Below are 16,119 nucleotides of genomic sequence, written 5' to 3'. Positions count from 1 at the left end.
TCCTTTTCTCCTGCTTCGAGAACGGTTATACTGTTAAGTGATAATCATTCTCAATAAATTGCGGGAGGATGGAACATGACGGCCTGTATGCAAACCTTCGGCTCGCCCTTCACTGTCCTGAGCAGTATTTTCAAGCGGAGCTTGAAGCCGTCAGACGGATTGGTAAGACGGATACCTTGCCCGATGCTGGTGATGATCACCTCAGGGGAAGGGCTGTTACGTTTGGATGGACGGGTGCTGCGGTTGAAGACCGGTCAGTTGTTTCACCTTGCTCCTTCCATGCGGGCAGAGCTGTATCCCAAGGAAGGGAAGATGGAATACACCGTGCTTCTGTTCAGGACATGGTTGTTGGGACGAAAAGGCAGGCACTGGACAAGCAGTTGGGAACCTGAGGCTGCTGCCGGTTTGCCGCAGGGGCTCATCCGCCTGGCGAATTTTGCTCCCGTACTGGAACGGCTGGCCTTGCTGGATGCTGCGGTACGTACCGGCAAGCCGCAGGTACAGCAGCTTTTTTCATCTTTTCTTCAGATGATATCGCAGGAGATGCTGGCAGAGGCGGCCAAAACCGCAGGCGAAGACATTCTGGATGGAAGCATTGCGTATATGCACCGTCATTACCGGGATAAAATTCGGCTGCAGACTCTGGCGGAGCTGGCCGGCTTAACGCCTACCTCATATTCGCGGAGCTTCAAAAAGGCCATGGGCGTTACGCCGGTGGATTATCTGAACGGCATCCGTATCCATCAGTCCAAGCTACTGCTTAATCAGGCGGATGCGACTGTAAGCGGAGCTGCTCAATCCGCGGGTTTTGGCAATGAGTTTTATTTCAGCCGGGTGTTCAAACGGGAAACAGGCATTTCACCGGCGATGTATATCAAACGCAAGCAGCTCAGGATTGCGGTGGCCTGCTGTATGCGTTACGAGGATTGCCTTCGCTCCATAGGGGTGGAGCCGGTTTCCGCCATGAATGGGCTTTTGCATATCCGCTTACCCGGACAGGGGGAAACCTTAGCCCAGTTTCAGCAGCGCCAATTGGAGGCGATCCGCAATGCCAGGCCGGATGTAATTTTGGCGGATATCCGCCACCAACGGTTCACCTCGGATCTCCAGCAGATCGCTCCTACCGTAATGCTGGAATTTTCCACGGATTGGCGCAAGGTGCATTACCAACTGGCCGGACTCGTGGGCCGGGAAGAGGAGGCTAAATCCAGCATACGGCTGATTGAACAGCGTATTGCAATGGCGAGGAGGCTGCTTGCGGCGGAAAACGCCGGCCGGAGCTTCAGCTATCTCCGCCTGTACGGGGAGAAGATCAGAGTGCAGGGGATGAGCGGGCATCCCTTGAATGCACTTTTATATCAGGAGCTGGGTCTTGCGCCGGGCAGCGGTGTGCCGTTACATGAGGCCTATCGGGAATACGGGTGGGGGGAACTGACGCACTCCAGAGCGGAGGATATGTTCCTTTACGATGATCCGGACCGTTCACCGGACGAAGCTGATTTGTTCGCCAAGCTGACGGAGGGGGCGGGAGAGGAACGCCGCCTTTTTACCTCCTCCAACTGGATCGGAAAAAGCTGGTCTCCCTTAGGCCAGCGGCAAATTATTGACGAGCTTCTGGGTTTGGAGTTAAGCAGTGGCTTAGGAAGCTGATTGAACCCGATACCCGGTTTTCTCGTCAAAACGGATGGAAGGCTTGCCGAATAGGCAGGCTTTTTGGTTTGTCTTTATTTTCGTCCTGCTTTTGACGATAAAGATAAGGAGAAGTTTAACAAAAGTGAGGTGGACGTGATTTGAACAGCAAGCGGAAAAAGGTGGCTTTGCTCGCATTTCTGCTAACGGGCGCTTTTGCGGCAGGGGCTGCGGCATCCAACGGAATCGAGCGGGTGGACGCGTTTCTCCGTCCGGATTTTAAGCTGATAGTCGACGGCAAAACCGCGAAGCTGGACAACCCGATTCTGGTTTATAACGATACCAGCTATTTGCCGATCAGAGAAATCAGCGGCTTGTTAGGGGCTGATGTGAATTGGAATAACTCCTCCTATACCGCATATGTCAATTCAAGATATGAAGGACAACCGGCTGTGCCGGAAGACAACGCAGATTATCAAGAGATTGAAATGAAAAACCCTACTCCCATGTACATGAAGTATCTGGGCAGGGAATACGGACTGATGACCTTCTATGGTGATATGAACATGTATTACCGGGTAATCGATCTGAACCGGATGGGTGTGGATACGGGCGGCATCCTGAAGTACCGGGAAAAGAATACACATGAGTTATACATAACCCAGCAGGATGCGGAGAAGCTGTGGAAGGAACGGCCGGAAAATAGACCCAGGAACGGGACTATAACGTCAGGCGTTAATGACACCAAAACCAAAGAGTTTCTACAGACAATGGTTACAGAAATCCAACCGTTTCAGTTTGAAAGCTATCCTTATACCGTCTTTTCACCCTTCGCCAGTGTTTTTTTTATTGACACTATAGATGATCATCCCGGAAATTATGCTATGTACTTCTGGAACCAAGAGGGTAAGGTTGGGGTGATAATGGTAAAAATAGAAAAGGATGCAAATAATAACTGGGTTCGAAGGTCCTTTAGCATTATTGATCTGGAATACCGGCATAAATATTTTTCGGAAAACAATAAATAGATTATCAAGGGAGTCTCGGAGATTATCCGATGGCTCTTTATTTACCGCAAAGAATTTCAGGTATGGAATGCCACGAAGCTTAATATAAAGGAATTACAAGGAAAGGACCATCTTCATGACCCAATTTGAACAGATTAGCCAGCACATTTGGATCATGCATGCGGAGCATGAGACAGACCGGCCTTTGCTTGCCGCCATTGTTGGGGAAAGGCGGACTTTGCTGATGGATGCCGGGGCTTCACCGTCCCACGCCGCCCAATTAAGGGAGGAACTGATGAACCGGAGCTTACGCCTCCCGGATATTATGATGTTGACCCATTGGCATTGGGATCACAGTTTTGGCTTGTCCGCGTGGAACGTGCCCTCCATCGGGGTGAGGGAAACCGCTGAACGCTTACGCCTGCTGAAGGGGTTGGACTGGTCGGATAAGACCCTGAACGATCTGGTCAGGCAGCAAATTATCAATGATAGCAGTGCGGGGCACATCCGCCTGGAATATGGGGCTGACCGCAACATTGAGATTCGGGAGCCGGATATCCTTTTTGAAAAGAAGCTGGAGCTGGACCTGGGTGGAGTGAGCTGTGAGATCCATCATGTAGGCGGAGATCATGCGGGGGATTCCTGCTATCTTTTTGTCCAGGAGGATAAAACCTTATTTCTGGGGGATGCCCTGGGGCCTTCTGTTTACGGAGGCCCGCGGAAGTATACCAGCGGCGAGTTTTTGAGGCTGACTAATGAGGCTTTCCATTTTGACGCCCATATATATGTAGAATCGCATTCCGCCCCCGTGGGTAAAGCAGAGTTCCGCCAGGATATCGACCGCTATGTGGAGCTGGCCCGCTTGGTAGAGGCATGCGGAAAAAATCAGACAAACATTGAGGAAGGCATGAAGAAGTTTCTGCAGGTACAGGAGCTGCCCCAGGAGTTTGTCCACGCATTGGAATGGTTTTTGACGGATTAGCGTTTCCGGTGAGACTTTTTGCCCTCTTTTTTTGGTTTTTCAAAAAGAACAACAAAGGCAGCTTCGTGCCTCGGGAGCTGCTTTCTTTGGATTTTCACGTTTTTTTCAAAATTCGGGTGGAGTTGTGGCCCAGAACCCTTTATAATATGACAAGTACATGAAACCGTAAAAAAGGAAAAGGTGCTTACATCCCATGAGTATATTGAATGTAGAAGGTTTAAGTCACGGTTTTGGGGACCGCGCAATTTTCAAGGATGTGTCCTTCCGTCTTTTGAAAGGTGAGCATATTGGCCTGATCGGCGCCAACGGTGAAGGCAAATCCACCTTTATGAACATTGTGACAGGCAAGCTTCAGCCGGACGACGGCAAGGTCGAATGGGCCAAACGGACCCGGGTAGGTTATCTGGACCAGCATGCTGTCCTGACTAAAGGCCAGAGCATCCGGGACGTACTGCGCGGCGCTTTCCAATATCTGTTCGACATGGAACAGGAAATGAATGATATGTACGGCCGTATGGGCGAGGTGTCCCCCGAGGAGCTGGAGCAGCTGCTGGAGGATGTGGGCACCATCCAGGATATCCTGACCACTCAGGATTTCTATATGATCGATGCCAAAATCGATGAAACTGCCCGCGGCCTGGGATTGACGGACATTGGCCTGGACAAGGACGTCAACGATCTCTCCGGCGGCCAGCGCACCAAGGTGCTTCTGACCAAGCTGCTCCTGGAGAAGCCGGACATCCTGATGCTGGACGAGCCCACCAACTATCTGGACGAACAGCATATCGAGTGGCTAAAGCGGTATTTGCAGGGGTATGAAAATGCGTTTATCCTGATCTCCCATGACATTCCCTTCCTAAACAGCGTCATCAATCTGATTTACCATATGGAAAATCAGGCGCTAACCCGGTATGTGGGGGATTACGAATACTTCCAGCAGGTCTACGAGGCCAAGAAGCAGCAGCTGGAATCCGCGTATAAGCGCCAGCAGCAGGAAATTGCTGACCTGAAGGACTTTGTGGCCCGGAACAAAGCCAGTGTGGCGACCCGGAATATGGCCATGTCGCGGCAGAAGAAGCTGGACAAGATGGAGGTTATCGAGCTGGCCAAGGAAAAACCGAAGCCCCAGTTCCACTTCAAGGATGCCCGTACCTCAGCCAAGCTGGTGTTTGAAGCGAAGGATCTGGTCATCGGCTACGATTCCCCCTTGTCCCGTCCCCTGAACCTCCGTATGGAGCGGGGGCAGAAAATCGCCCTCTACGGCGCCAACGGCATCGGAAAAACCACGCTGCTGCGCAGTATTTTGGGACAAATCCAGGCTATTTCCGGCTCCGTCGAGCTGGGTGACCTGCTGCAGATCGGATATTTCGAGCAGGAGATGAAGGATGCCAACTACAACACCTGCATTGAAGAGGTTTGGCAGGAGTTCCCGTCATACTCCCAATTCGAGGTCCGGGCGGCCCTGGCTAAATGCGGGTTAACCACCAAACATATCGAGAGCAAGATAGCGGTGCTGAGCGGCGGCGAAAAGGCCAAGGTCCGGCTCTGCAAGCTGATTAACCGGGAAACGAATCTGTTAGTGCTGGACGAACCGACGAACCACTTGGACGTGGACGCCAAGGATGAGCTGAAGCGGGCATTGAAGGCCTACAAAGGCAGCATCCTGCTGATTTCCCATGAACCGGATTTCTACCGAGACGTGGCCACCGACTCATGGAACTGCGAGTCCTGGACGACGAAGGTATTCTAAACCGGCTTTTGCATAACAACATTACCCTGAGGCGTCAATGGCCCTAGCCGTTGAATTGCCATCAGGGTTTTTTTACGAAAAGATATTGTATAACTTATTATAAGGTTTATAATAAGTCAGAGAATAACGAAATTCACACATGTGAGGCAGGCGTTAATCAAATGGGTGTAAACGCATTGAATTTGAAGCAAAGCAACATTCACACCGTCCTGTGGGCGCTTCGTTCCTGTAAAACCTCCACAACTAAGGCTTTGGCCCAGATGACAGGCCTTAGCTTTGCCACAGTAGGCAATATATTGAATGCTCTGGTGGAAACCGGGGAGGTTCTGCTGGGGGAGCAGGTGGCTTCCGCCGGTGGCAGACCGTCCCAGACCTATACCTTTCATGCGGAATTTGCCCATATTCTTGCTGTTTCAGCACGGGTTCAGCATGGGGAGCACACCATCCAGGCTTGTGTGGGCAATTTGTACGGTGAGGTGGTATGGGAAATACGGCAGAGCTTCGACACCATCCGACTGGCAAGTTTGGAAGAAATGGTGGAGGCGTCTATGCAGCAGTATCCCACCATCCGTTTGTTGTCAGTTGCCCTGCCCGGTGTGGAGCATAGCGGCAGAATTCTTCTTAATGACTATGAAGAGCTGGTGGGAGTCCCGTTTCAAGAGCATTTTCAAGAGAAATATGGGCTGCCTGTCATTCTGGAAAATGACGTAAACGCAGCAGTAATGGGGCATTGCAGAGCAGCAGAGCCATCCTCGGTTACAGTCGGTATCTACTTCCCGCAAACCTTCCCGCCCGGAGCAGGCATTATGATTAACGGCTCCATTCTGAAAGGGGCCCGGGGATTCGCGGGAGAGGTTGCTCTTCTTGATTTGGGGATCGACTGGCTGGCGGTGGATTACGGGAATCCGGAGGAGGTGGGCAGCGCCATAACGCGGCTGATTGGCATGCTCTGCGGGATTTTGAATCCGGATCAGGTGGTGCTGTATGGGGAATTTTTCTCCCCTGCCGTGGTGGAGAGCATCCACCGAAGCATTCCGGTTTTGGCTGTGCGGTACATCTTTCCCTCTCTGAACTACACCGCTGATCTTAACGCAGATATTATTGGCGGACTTATGGAGTTGGCTATTTCGGCCTACTGCAAGAACAACTTCAACGTAAAGCAGGCGATGATATGATTTTTCTGGCTTTAATCTATTTGGCGTTTATCAGCTTGGGGCTTCCGGATTCACTGTTAGGTTCTTCCTGGCCTTTAATGAATGAAGAATTTGGCGTTCCGGTAGGCTATGCAGGCTCCGTTTCCATGCTGATTTCCGGCAGCACCATTGTATCCAGTCTGTTCTCCCACCGTCTGATCAGCCGGTTCGGCACTGGTAGAGTGACCGTAATCAGCGTTGCTATGACGGCGGTGTCGCTGCTGGGCTTTTCGGTGTCGCCATCCTTTTATTGGCTGCTGGCCCTGGCGATCCCTCTTGGTCTGGGTGCAGGTGCGGTGGATTCGGGTTTGAATGAATTTGTGGCGGAGCACTACGAAGCCAGGCATATGAACTGGCTGCATTGCTTTTGGGGAGTGGGCGCTATGCTGGGGCCTATTCTGATGGCGGCTTTGGCGCAGGGGGGACATGGCTGGCGAAGCGGATACTCCAGCATATCCGGTATTCAGTTTGCGCTGGTAGTACTGCTCCTGTTTTCCCTTCCCATGTGGAAAAGATACGAAAGCCCATCCCGCCTACATGCAGAAGGAGGAATAAGGGACAGAGGCCAAAAGCAAGGTTTGCTTGCGCCGCTGCAGGCCAAAGGAACCGTCTTCGCGCTGCTCACCTTTTTTCTGTATACCTCCATTGAAGCATCCATGATGCTCTGGGGAGCCAGCTATTTGGTCAACGTAAAGGATATCCTGCCGGAGAACGCGGCGGGTTGGGTTTCTCTCTTCTTCCTGGGGATTACCGCGGGACGGATGCTGAGCGGTTTTGTGTCGATGAAGGTAAACAATGAGAGCTTAATCCGGACCGGATCCCTGCTTATTATTGTGGGAATTGTGCTGATGCTGCTTCCTTTGCCAACGGTCGTAACCATTGGCGCGTTCATTATCGTGGGGTTGGGACTGGCGCCGATCTTCCCATCCATGCTGCATCAAACTCCTGTATACTTCGGCAAAAAACAAGCTCAAGCCGCCATGGGATTACAAATGGCCTTCGCCTACACCGGCACCACCCTGATGCCGCCATTGTTCGGGCAGCTTTTCGCCCGAGGATCCTTCTCGTGGATGCCCTACGTTCTGCTGATCTGCAGCATAGCACTGCTGGGCAGCACCCAACTCCTGGCGGCGTTAGCGAAGGGGAGAGGTGCGGGGGAGAGTTTATAAAGCTGATGCCTGCATAAAGAAAACCGTCCTTGATGAAGAGGAGATGTCTCTCCGGTTCTTCGAAAGGGCGGTTTTTTGGTATTGGTTGGAAATCGTGGTTTAGTGATAGTTTCGCTATAATACCCTTATTCTACTTGAACAAGAATATAATTAAGAGCAGCCCTTTTACACAGCAACTGGAACGTCAGCTTGTCGGTACCTTTATACGAATACTGCATAAATGTTAATATGCGATTAGTGGATAAGGTATACTTGGGATTAAGCAATGACGACATCACGGAATTAATTTTAATACTGACTTTTGGAGGATGAAAATGAAGAGTATCTTATCTGACTTGTATGAAGGCAAATTGCATCCTGATGAAACGATCATGCCCACTGATCCAGAATACCGCCAAAATAATAGAGCAATCTCCAATACTTTAGAGGTATGTAAAATAAAATTCTCCGAGAGTGATTTTAAATTGCTGGAAGAGGTACTGGACCTGTATGGAACTTCTCATGCCATGCTCAACTCGGCATCCTTCGTAGAGGGCTTCAAAGTTGGGGCTTTAGTTATGATTGAGGTTCTTACAAAGAAAGGGGAGATTCCGCATCAAGTATAATAAAAATGAAAAGCGAGCCTGCCTTAATGAGTAAAGGAGGGCTCGCTTTTTTTAGTACAACCTATATTTCACTCGTGTAGCGACAGCACCGAAGCATCCTCAATATCGTAGAGCATGCCGCCAGGATTGCTGTTCACCAACTGGATAATCTGGTTGTACGCATGGCCGCTTGTGGGAGCGATGGCATCGAATGTAATCTTGTCTGCTTTGAGCATATCCACGGTTTCTTGAACAGTAAACTGGGACAGCAGGTAGGTATCATGGACAGCGGCATCGGTCACGAAAATGATCCGCTTGGCATTCGAGCTGCCGAGCTCTTCGAGTATGTAAGCCCCCATATGAATGGCTTCCAAGCCGGATTCATCGTCATCCCCTCCGCCATAAGCCACCAATGTGTCCAAATACCCCTTTAGCTTATCTTTATCCTGGGTAAAATCAAAGGATTCCACATCGTTATAATAATCGTCGTAGTAGTTAAAGTCTCGGTAGGCCATAACTGCAAAGTTCGAACCGGCGGGAACGGAATCGACGAAGCTTTTGACGGATTCTTTGATGTAGTCGATGACTTCACCCATGCTGCCTGTCACGTCGATGACAAACACAATATCGGAGGGAGCAGAGATGCCCTTCGAGATATTGCTTAGAATAGGAGAGCTGCTGGAAGGCCCGGATTCGGTTGGTTCTGGCGGTGCCGCAGCGGGCTGCTCACTTTCAGCCGATGTGGGAACAGAGGGCTTGTTTTGAAAAACCACAACCGAGCTTGCTTCCCCATTCCACTCTACTTCGCCGCCGAAGGCTTCACTGACGAAACGAACCGGGACCATCGTATAGCCGTTAACCAATTGTGGTTCTGCGCTTAGGGTTACAGGAACACCATTGATGTAGGCCGTTTTGGAGCCTATGGTCAGGACAACAGTCCGGCCTTCTTTTGTTGCCGTTACAGTTTGAGTGGAGCTGTCCCACTCAACGGTGGCGCCTAAGGATTCGAAGATGGCCCGCAGCGGAACCAGCACATTGCCGTTGGAGTTAACAGGCGGCTGCTCATAGCTTTGTTTTTCGCCCCCGATGTAGACCTGGATGTTGTTTGGCTCATGATTTACGGTCATAAATTGGGGAATGGATGCGGACAGTCCTCCTGACTGATTAACCGTCTTTAGATAAGAATAATAGCCGCCTGTGGGAAGCCCCAGGTTTGCCAGGGAATAAATGGACGTGCTTCCGGGCTCAAGCTTAATCTGTCTGACCACCTGGCCGCTGGCATTCTTCACCATCAAATACGAGGTGAAGCCGGAACCGCCAGCAGCTGCAGGCAGTGTCACAGTGAAGATGTTTCCCGACATGGCCGTAATACTGCCCGGATAGCTTTCACCTGTCGGAACATGGGCCAGCGGCTCCTTGGGTTTGCCGGAAGTCTCTTTACCAGTGCTTGGTGAAGGTGTAGCCGCGGGAGTAGCCGCTCCCGGAGAAGGGCTGGCAGACGGAGAGCTCTTGGGCGTAACACTTGGTTTTGGACTGGCAGTTGGAGAGCTCTTGGGTGTTGCACTTGGTACCGGACTGGCCGACGGTGAACTTTTAGGTGTTGCGGTTGGCACCGGACTTGTGACCGGAGGATTTTCCGCTTCTGCCCCAGTAGGAGAAAGTGGACCCGTTATAGAAGCTGCTGGGATATAAAAATAGATGGTGGAGCCGGAATACGGTACCTGCTGTTTTTCGGATAACGTTATTGTGTTGGTTTTGGCATTAAAGGTAAAGTTGGAGGAGGTTACCTTCGTTCCGTTTATGTATAAACTGACGTTTTTGGTAGAGCTCAGCGTGTAATATAGCGGTACCGAAAAAGTCCGTGTGGAACCATCTCCCTTGGGCAGGGCAATACCGACGTTAGGTGTGCCCGAGATTCCTTCTCCCCACTCAAAACCGGGGATAATACCATATTGGATATGAAGCTCGGAACCGCTGTAAGGGGCTTTATTCAGGGTGATGGTATAACTGTCATAATCCACTGTGTAGTCCTTGGGATCTGCTTTGATGTTATTGATATACAAGCTCAGCGTAGTATTGACAGCGGTCAGTTTGTTCTTCGTGGTAAACTGGAAAACGCGGTTTTGCCCATCCCCGTCTTCTAGGATATTAATTAAATTATCATACTCCCGGTATTCCAGGGAATCCGCGGCTTGGACTGCTTTGGCTTGAAGGCCCAAGCTTCCAAGAAGGAAAATAACCATGAATGGCAACAACAGCATTTTTCTGACGTTCATCTGCTTCACTCCATTTATGTATCATAAGATGAGTAAGCGGCTATTCACCGGATAGCACGCTCACAAGGCAAGCGGCCCATAATATGACAAAACCTGCCGTTATTCCACTTTATCATAGATGAACGTACAAGATATAGGAGTTTTTTGTTGCTAGACTTTCATTTAGATAGCGGGGGGGTGATGTTGTGGAAGGTTCTAACGTATACCTCAAGATCCGAGATGAACTGGACAAAATTTTGTATAATAAGGAAGAAGTCGAAAGCTGAAATAGAAGAGTCTTTCACGATTGCTCTTCTTTTGGATCATACATACGACGTTGAATCGTTAACGAGGTGACAAAAATGACGAAGATGAGCCCGATTCATGCAGTGGCGGAAGAGATTGTGGATGTGGTGGGAAATTGGCTGCAGCAGAATGAGGAAAAGCAAGGAAAGGCGATGAAGAAGACGGTTAACCGGACCTCGCTTCAGATCGGTATTCACAACCTGCTGCATATGCGCTATACCCAAGACACACTGGAATTGTTCACCTGGATTAGCGACTTTGGATCGGCTGAGCATGAAGGCCGGATTCGCCCACTGGACCCTCCCCTAAACCAGGAGCAGATGAAGAACATACTGATTCCTTTGCTTGAACAGGGGATCAGACAGAAGCTGCAAGCCTACGAAAACAGTGTGCTCCTCGATTACCGGGTTCAGGTAAGCATTGAAGTGCAGCCCTCGGAGACTCTCGTGATTTTGCATGAAGTGAATGAGCAGAAGCGGGAGATGCTGCTGCAGCGGATTCATACCTATATTGCAAACAAGCTGAAGAATGCGCCTTATCCCACAGACCCCCTGGAGAGTTTCTTCTTGTCCAATCACCTGGTTGATCCGCTGCTGTTTCCGAACTTGGACACGGCGTTTGTGATGCGCATCTACGAACGGGTTATGGAAATCAACAAAGCAATTCCCCAAAAGCTAAAGGAGCACCAGGGGAATTTTATCCGCGCCTTCCAGCATTGGACGGAGGAGGAGTTCCTGCCTGCTTACTTCCACCGGAACAAACCCCAGTGGGGACGGGTGGAATATACCCGAAAAGCGGGGCTTGACTTAGCCTCCATTGATCTCAAGCAGTTGGAGCTGGCATTGCAAACCGCCATTCTGATCATCAAGTACGAACCGAACTACAGCCGCCAGAACGGTCTGGATATTCTGGAGCGTTTGCAGGAATTGGGGTATACGAAGGCGGCGCAGGTGATGAAGGAGGGCAGCGGTACCCTTCCTGAAGAGGTAATTCAATATAAGGATCCGCAGATTGAATGTCAGGCCCATGATGTGTTCTCCACCATTACCATTCGCATCAAGGAGGAGCACGCAGACAGTTATGGAAAAGGGCTGGACTTTATCTGCGCCCTGCTCTCGCGGGGGTTCTTCCGCAGCTATCAGATCAAGCTGAAATCGTCGGATAAGCAGTTCCTGGATGTCCCCGGGCTGGCAAAGTCGCAAACCCACCGTTTTTTTGCCAATGCCCTGCAATACGAAGAATTGCTTCCCAAGCTTGCGGCTTACGCACGCTTGGCTATGGTGGAGTTTGAGTGGTATGAGGATACGGACGGGGAGAAAAACTGCATGCCCGGCACCTATGCCGTGTTTGGTCTCGCTCTGAAAAATCCGGCGTTCTTTCCGCTTGTGGAAGACTATATGCAGGTGGTAGACGATGAGCATCAGTCTGTACAGATTGCGTTTACCTCCGCTTTGATAACCCGCTACGGCGTTGACGAAACTACACTGCCCACAATTGTGGCCTGTTTGCTGCGCTGCCAGGATGGCAAGTTTACCAAGTTTGGCCCTGTCTTCGAAGAACCGGCCAATCTGGAGGCTTTAGCCGCAATTATGAAGATTCAGGTTCCCTATGAAGCCCGGCATGTCGCTGAACTGATCTGGGGGAGCATGGAGAAGTTGGAGAAAAAGGCGCAAGCCGCCAAGGGGGATCTTGCCCACAGCTTCGCATCGGTTCTGAGCGCCGCAAACCGCAAGAAATAAAGCCCATATGTAGGAGGGATAACCGATCAGCAGAAGTGGTGCGGTCAATCTTAAAAGCCGAGCCGGCTTGCTGCAACTGATCGGCTATCCCCCTAAGACGTTTTTGCTTTATCCCCGGAACTCAATCTGTTCGCCATCCGGTCCTTGGAACACGACCCGTTTCCAGCCTGCCTCCTGCGGGACACGGGGGCTTGGGATGTGCGGCTCCTTCACCACAGGTACCCCGGCCGCTACCAGCCTGGCATAATCCTCGTCGAAATTGTCGCTGATCAGGCAGAAATGGTAGCCTTTGTTTTCTTTATCGGATGTCCAATGCTCCAGCTCCAGCACGGTATCCCCCAATTGCAGGTAAACCACTTTTTCAATGTCCGGCATTCCGGGCACATCATGCTCGAAGTATTTATTGAAGCCGAAATGCTCCTCATAAAAGGCGATGGATCTAGCCCGGTCCTTCACCGAAAAAGCGACATGATCAATGCGTGTAAACATTATCTTTTCCTCCTTCTAATTGACTTTCACTTTAACTTGAAGCACTACCCAGTTGTGGGGGCTGGTATTATAGAAGCCATGCATCTCGCCGTGGGGCGAATACAGCACATCCTTTTCCTTCAGTAGGAGCTCTACGTTATTAATCCTCACGGTCCCTTCACCGGAAACCACATAAAAAACCTCGTCTATATCCGCATGTTTATGATCCGGCGTGGATTGCCCCGGCGGATAAAGCAGCAGTCCTGTATCCAGCAGCCCCTCCTTAAAAATGGCTTTGCGGGAGCTTTTCGTAGCAGCAGCTTCCAGTAAGCCTTCAATATTGCATGTTACCAAGCGGTACACCTCCCGTCTGTTGGACTCTACGATAAGGCCAATGCTATCTTTTCGCAAGAAGGCACTATTTCGTGCTATACTGACCAAAAAGTAAGTAATGGACTTCATGATAGTGAGGAGCCGACAACATGCCATGTGATAAAAATTGCCCTATCGAGCATACCGTGAATTTGATCGGACATAAGTGGAAGGTGCTGATTCTGAGGAATTTGTTTAACCAGGGTACCCAAAGGTTCAATGAATTGAGCAAAGGGATTGATGGAATAAGCCAAAAAATGCTGACCCAACAGCTCCGCCAGCTGGAGAAGGATGGGATTATCCAGCGGACTGTTTATCCGGAGGTGCCGCCAAGGGTGGAATATGATCTTACCGTGCTGGGGCAATCGTTAAAGCCTATCCTGGAGGCAATGAATGTGTGGGGGATGGAGCATTTGAAGCAGAGTGGTATTGGCGAGTAGAGGTTTGGAAGTACGGGTTCATGGAGGCTCCCTTTTTTGGGTAAAATATCCTTGAGCAAAAGAATGTTCGAAAAAGGAGGTGATGCCCATGACCACTCAACGCGAACCGAATCGTTTAGCCAAGGAAAAGTCGCCGTATTTGCTGCAGCATGCTCATAATCCGGTAGATTGGTTTCCTTGGTCGGAGGAGGCCTTCGAAAAGGTGGAGCGGGAGAATAAGCCCATATTTCTTTCTGTCGGCTATAGTACCTGTCATTGGTGCCACGTAATGGAGCGGGAGTCCTTTGAGGATGAAGAGGTTGCTGCGCTGCTGAATGCGCATTTTGTTGCGGTGAAGGTGGATAGGGAGGAGCGGCCCGATGTGGATCATGTGTACATGTCGGTGTGCCAGGCGATGACCGGGCAGGGCGGGTGGCCGTTGACGGTGCTGCTGGCGCCGGACCGGACGCCTTTTTTGGCGGGAACGTATTATCCCAAACGCCGGAAATTCGGACGGGTAGGCCTGATGGAGCTGCTTGCCCAGGTGGCGGAAAAGTGGGCTGCGGACCCGGAAGGCATGGCGGCCATCGGCAGGCAGGTGGCGGATGAAACCCGCAAGCAGCTGGGTGAGCATTCCAGTGGCGAAGTCCGGGCGGGCCTGCTTCATCAAGCGTATGAGCTGTACAACAAGAACTTCGAAGCGCGTTACGGAGGATTTGGACGGGCGCCCAAGTTTCCCTCCTCCCACAATTTGTCTTTTCTGCTGAGATATCATTTCCGTACGGGGGAAGCCTATGCGCTGGAAATGGTAGAGCATACGCTGCAGGCCATGCACCGCGGCGGTATGTACGATCATGTGGGCTTTGGTTTCGCGCGGTATTCCACGGACGAGAAGTGGCTGGTGCCGCATTTTGAGAAGATGCTGTACGACAATGCCCTGTTGGCCATGACCTTCACGGAAGCCTACCAGATTACGGGCAAGACGCTGTATGCACGGGTTGTGGAGGAAATCTTCACCTATGTGCTGCGGGATATGACCTCCCCGGAGGGTGGTTTCTATTCCGCGGAGGATGCGGATTCGGAAGGGGAGGAGGGTCTGTTCTATGTGTGGTCCCCCCGGGAAATGACGAAGGTGCTGGGAGATGAGGACGCGGAACTGTATTGCAGTATCTATGATGTCACTGCCGTGGGCAATTTCGCAGGGCACAGCATCCCTAATCTGATCGGCGCGGTCAGCCTGGAGCATGCGGCTGAGGAGCGGGGGATGGACCCTCTTCAGCTGAAGAAGCGAATGGAGGAATGCCGCCGGAAGCTGTTCGCGCACCGGGAAAAGCGGATTCACCCCCATAAGGACGACAAGATTCTGACAGCCTGGAACGGGTTGATGATCATGGCTTTATCTAAGGGAGCTAAGGCACTCAGCCGCAAGGAATATGCGGTGGCGGCGGAGCGAGCGGCAGCGTTCCTGATGGCCAAACTTCGCAGGGAGGATGGACGACTGCTGGCCCGTTACCGGGATGGGGAAGCGGCTTATCTGGGGTATTTGGACGATTATGCCTTTTTGGTGTGCGGCCTGATCGAGCTGTATGAAGCGACCTTTAAGCTGGAGCATCTGAAGAATGCTCTGGCATTGAATGAGGAGATGCTGCGGGTGTTTTGGGATGAGGAGGAAGGCGGCCTGTTTTTCAATGGCTCTGACGGGGAAAAACTGATTACCCGGCCCAAGGAGCTGTACGACGGTGCGATGCCATCTGGCAACTCCGTAGCAGCCCATAATCTGGTGCGAATGGCTAGGCTGACTGGATCGGATGAGCTGGCCCAACGGACGGAAGCTCAACTGAAAGCCTTCGCCGGCACGGTAATGGGGTACCCGCCCGGATTTGCCATGTATCTGTTGGCTGCCGATCTGCATCTGTATCCCGGCCGGGAGGCGGTTATTGCCGGGGAAGTTGACGCCGCGGATACAGAGGCGCTGGCTTCCACCTTGCGGCAGCGTTACCGGCCGGATACGGCCTTGATGCTTCACCCGGCAGGCGCGGAGGAAGAAGCGGAAGCTCTCCTGCCCCTGACTGTCGGAAAGCTTCCTGTTGCAGGCAAAGCCGCCGTTTATATCTGCGAGAATTTCGCCTGTCAGGCGCCGGTAACGGACCCGAAGCAGCTGATGTAACGCCCATTTTTCCCAAAGGACACAGCTTCCGCTATTCAACGAAAAACCGGCGTTTTGCCATCCAGACGGACAGAGGATC

13 protein-coding genes are annotated in these 16,119 nt (G+C 51.4%); 10 read left to right on the top strand and 3 right to left on the bottom strand.

Going from position 1 to position 16,119, the window contains the following annotated elements; genetic code table 11:
* The first annotated feature begins 75 nt into the window (after window positions 1-75).
* The 7 genes from ACI1P1_RS00810 to ACI1P1_RS00780 all read left to right on the top strand — a co-directional run bounded on the left by ACI1P1_RS00810 (window position 76) and on the right by ACI1P1_RS00780 (window position 8,335).
* On the top strand, window positions 76-1,650 hold the full coding sequence (locus ACI1P1_RS00810; RefSeq protein WP_416214452.1) for a helix-turn-helix domain-containing protein: 1,575 nt from the start codon (window positions 76-78) through the stop codon (window positions 1,648-1,650).
* A gap of 140 nt (window positions 1,651-1,790) precedes the next feature.
* Window positions 1,791-2,657 (top strand): stalk domain-containing protein, encoded by an 867-nt coding sequence (locus ACI1P1_RS00805; protein WP_416214451.1) that lies wholly within the window; start codon window positions 1,791-1,793, stop codon window positions 2,655-2,657.
* Between the two features lie 115 nt (window positions 2,658-2,772).
* A complete protein-coding gene (locus ACI1P1_RS00800) occupies window positions 2,773-3,618 on the top strand; it encodes an MBL fold metallo-hydrolase (protein ID WP_416214450.1) in 846 nt (281 codons plus the stop codon).
* A 193-nt stretch (window positions 3,619-3,811) separates the two neighbouring features.
* On the top strand, window positions 3,812-5,368 hold the full coding sequence (locus ACI1P1_RS00795; protein ID WP_416214449.1) for an ABC-F family ATP-binding cassette domain-containing protein: 1,557 nt from the start codon (window positions 3,812-3,814) through the stop codon (window positions 5,366-5,368).
* A 176-nt stretch (window positions 5,369-5,544) separates the two neighbouring features.
* The gene (locus ACI1P1_RS00790; RefSeq protein WP_416214448.1) at window positions 5,545-6,543 is read left to right on the top strand and encodes an ROK family transcriptional regulator; all 999 of its coding nucleotides are present in this window, start codon (window positions 5,545-5,547) and stop codon (window positions 6,541-6,543) included.
* Window positions 6,540-7,730 carry an MFS transporter gene (locus ACI1P1_RS00785; RefSeq protein ID WP_416214447.1) on the top strand — a complete coding sequence of 397 codons (1,191 nt, stop codon included), beginning with the start codon at window positions 6,540-6,542 and terminating at the stop codon, window positions 7,728-7,730. The genes ACI1P1_RS00790 and ACI1P1_RS00785 overlap by 4 nt, the downstream gene beginning before the upstream one ends.
* Window positions 7,731-8,044: 314 nt before the next feature.
* Complete coding sequence (locus ACI1P1_RS00780; protein WP_416214446.1) at window positions 8,045-8,335, top strand: DUF6809 family protein; 291 nt, start codon at window positions 8,045-8,047, stop codon at window positions 8,333-8,335.
* Window positions 8,336-8,403: 68 nt separating this feature from the next.
* Here the strand turns inward: ACI1P1_RS00780 and ACI1P1_RS00775 are convergent, their stop codons facing one another.
* Entirely contained in the window at window positions 8,404-10,590 is a 2,187-nt protein-coding gene (locus ACI1P1_RS00775; protein WP_416214445.1) for a stalk domain-containing protein, read from the bottom strand.
* 341 nt (window positions 10,591-10,931) lie between these two features.
* Here ACI1P1_RS00775 and ACI1P1_RS00770 point away from each other — a divergent pair, with 341 nt between their 5' ends.
* Entirely contained in the window at window positions 10,932-12,614 is a 1,683-nt protein-coding gene (locus tag ACI1P1_RS00770) for a DUF6138 family protein (protein ID WP_416214444.1), read from the top strand.
* A gap of 108 nt (window positions 12,615-12,722) precedes the next feature.
* Here the strand turns inward: ACI1P1_RS00770 and ACI1P1_RS00765 are convergent, their stop codons facing one another.
* Together ACI1P1_RS00765 and ACI1P1_RS00760 are read right to left on the bottom strand one after the other, a co-directional pair.
* Window positions 12,723-13,103 (bottom strand): VOC family protein, encoded by a 381-nt coding sequence (locus ACI1P1_RS00765; protein ID WP_416214443.1) that lies wholly within the window; start codon window positions 13,101-13,103, stop codon window positions 12,723-12,725.
* 15 nt (window positions 13,104-13,118) lie between these two features.
* A complete protein-coding gene (locus tag ACI1P1_RS00760; protein WP_416214442.1) occupies window positions 13,119-13,436 on the bottom strand; it encodes a cupin domain-containing protein in 318 nt (105 codons plus the stop codon).
* 128 nt (window positions 13,437-13,564) lie between these two features.
* Here ACI1P1_RS00760 and ACI1P1_RS00755 point away from each other — a divergent pair, with 128 nt between their 5' ends.
* The gene (locus tag ACI1P1_RS00755) at window positions 13,565-13,894 is read left to right on the top strand and encodes a winged helix-turn-helix transcriptional regulator (protein WP_416214441.1); all 330 of its coding nucleotides are present in this window, start codon (window positions 13,565-13,567) and stop codon (window positions 13,892-13,894) included.
* Window positions 13,895-13,982: 88 nt separating this feature from the next.
* Window positions 13,983-16,040, top strand: coding sequence for a thioredoxin domain-containing protein (locus ACI1P1_RS00750; RefSeq protein WP_416214440.1), 2,058 nt, complete (start codon window positions 13,983-13,985; stop codon window positions 16,038-16,040).
* The last annotated feature ends 79 nt before the right edge of the window (window positions 16,041-16,119 follow it).

It is taken from the genome of Paenibacillus mesotrionivorans (assembly GCF_046098205.1).
GTDB lineage: Bacteria > Bacillota > Bacilli > Paenibacillales > NBRC-103111 > Paenibacillus_AR > Paenibacillus_AR mesotrionivorans.
This window is presented reverse-complemented; position numbering and strand designations above follow the sequence as displayed.

What these genes read in the sequence shown, in the direction of transcription:
- ACI1P1_RS00810 (WP_416214452.1), top strand. Translation starts at nt 76, where the DNA reads ATGACGGCCTGTATGCAAACCTTCGGCTCGCCCTTCACTGTCCTGAGC.
- ACI1P1_RS00800 (WP_416214450.1), top strand. Translation starts at nt 2,773, where the DNA reads ATGACCCAATTTGAACAGATTAGCCAGCACATTTGGATCATGCATGCG.
- ACI1P1_RS00795 (WP_416214449.1), top strand. Translation starts at nt 3,812, where the DNA reads ATGAGTATATTGAATGTAGAAGGTTTAAGTCACGGTTTTGGGGACCGC.
- ACI1P1_RS00785 (WP_416214447.1), top strand. Translation starts at nt 6,540, where the DNA reads ATGATTTTTCTGGCTTTAATCTATTTGGCGTTTATCAGCTTGGGGCTT.
- ACI1P1_RS00780 (WP_416214446.1), top strand. Translation starts at nt 8,045, where the DNA reads ATGAAGAGTATCTTATCTGACTTGTATGAAGGCAAATTGCATCCTGAT.
- ACI1P1_RS00775 (WP_416214445.1), bottom strand. Translation starts at nt 10,590, where the DNA reads ATGAACGTCAGAAAAATGCTGTTGTTGCCATTCATGGTTATTTTCCTT.
- ACI1P1_RS00770 (WP_416214444.1), top strand. Translation starts at nt 10,932, where the DNA reads ATGACGAAGATGAGCCCGATTCATGCAGTGGCGGAAGAGATTGTGGAT.
- ACI1P1_RS00765 (WP_416214443.1), bottom strand. Translation starts at nt 13,103, where the DNA reads ATGTTTACACGCATTGATCATGTCGCTTTTTCGGTGAAGGACCGGGCT.
- ACI1P1_RS00755 (WP_416214441.1), top strand. Translation starts at nt 13,565, where the DNA reads ATGCCATGTGATAAAAATTGCCCTATCGAGCATACCGTGAATTTGATC.
- ACI1P1_RS00750 (WP_416214440.1), top strand. Translation starts at nt 13,983, where the DNA reads ATGACCACTCAACGCGAACCGAATCGTTTAGCCAAGGAAAAGTCGCCG.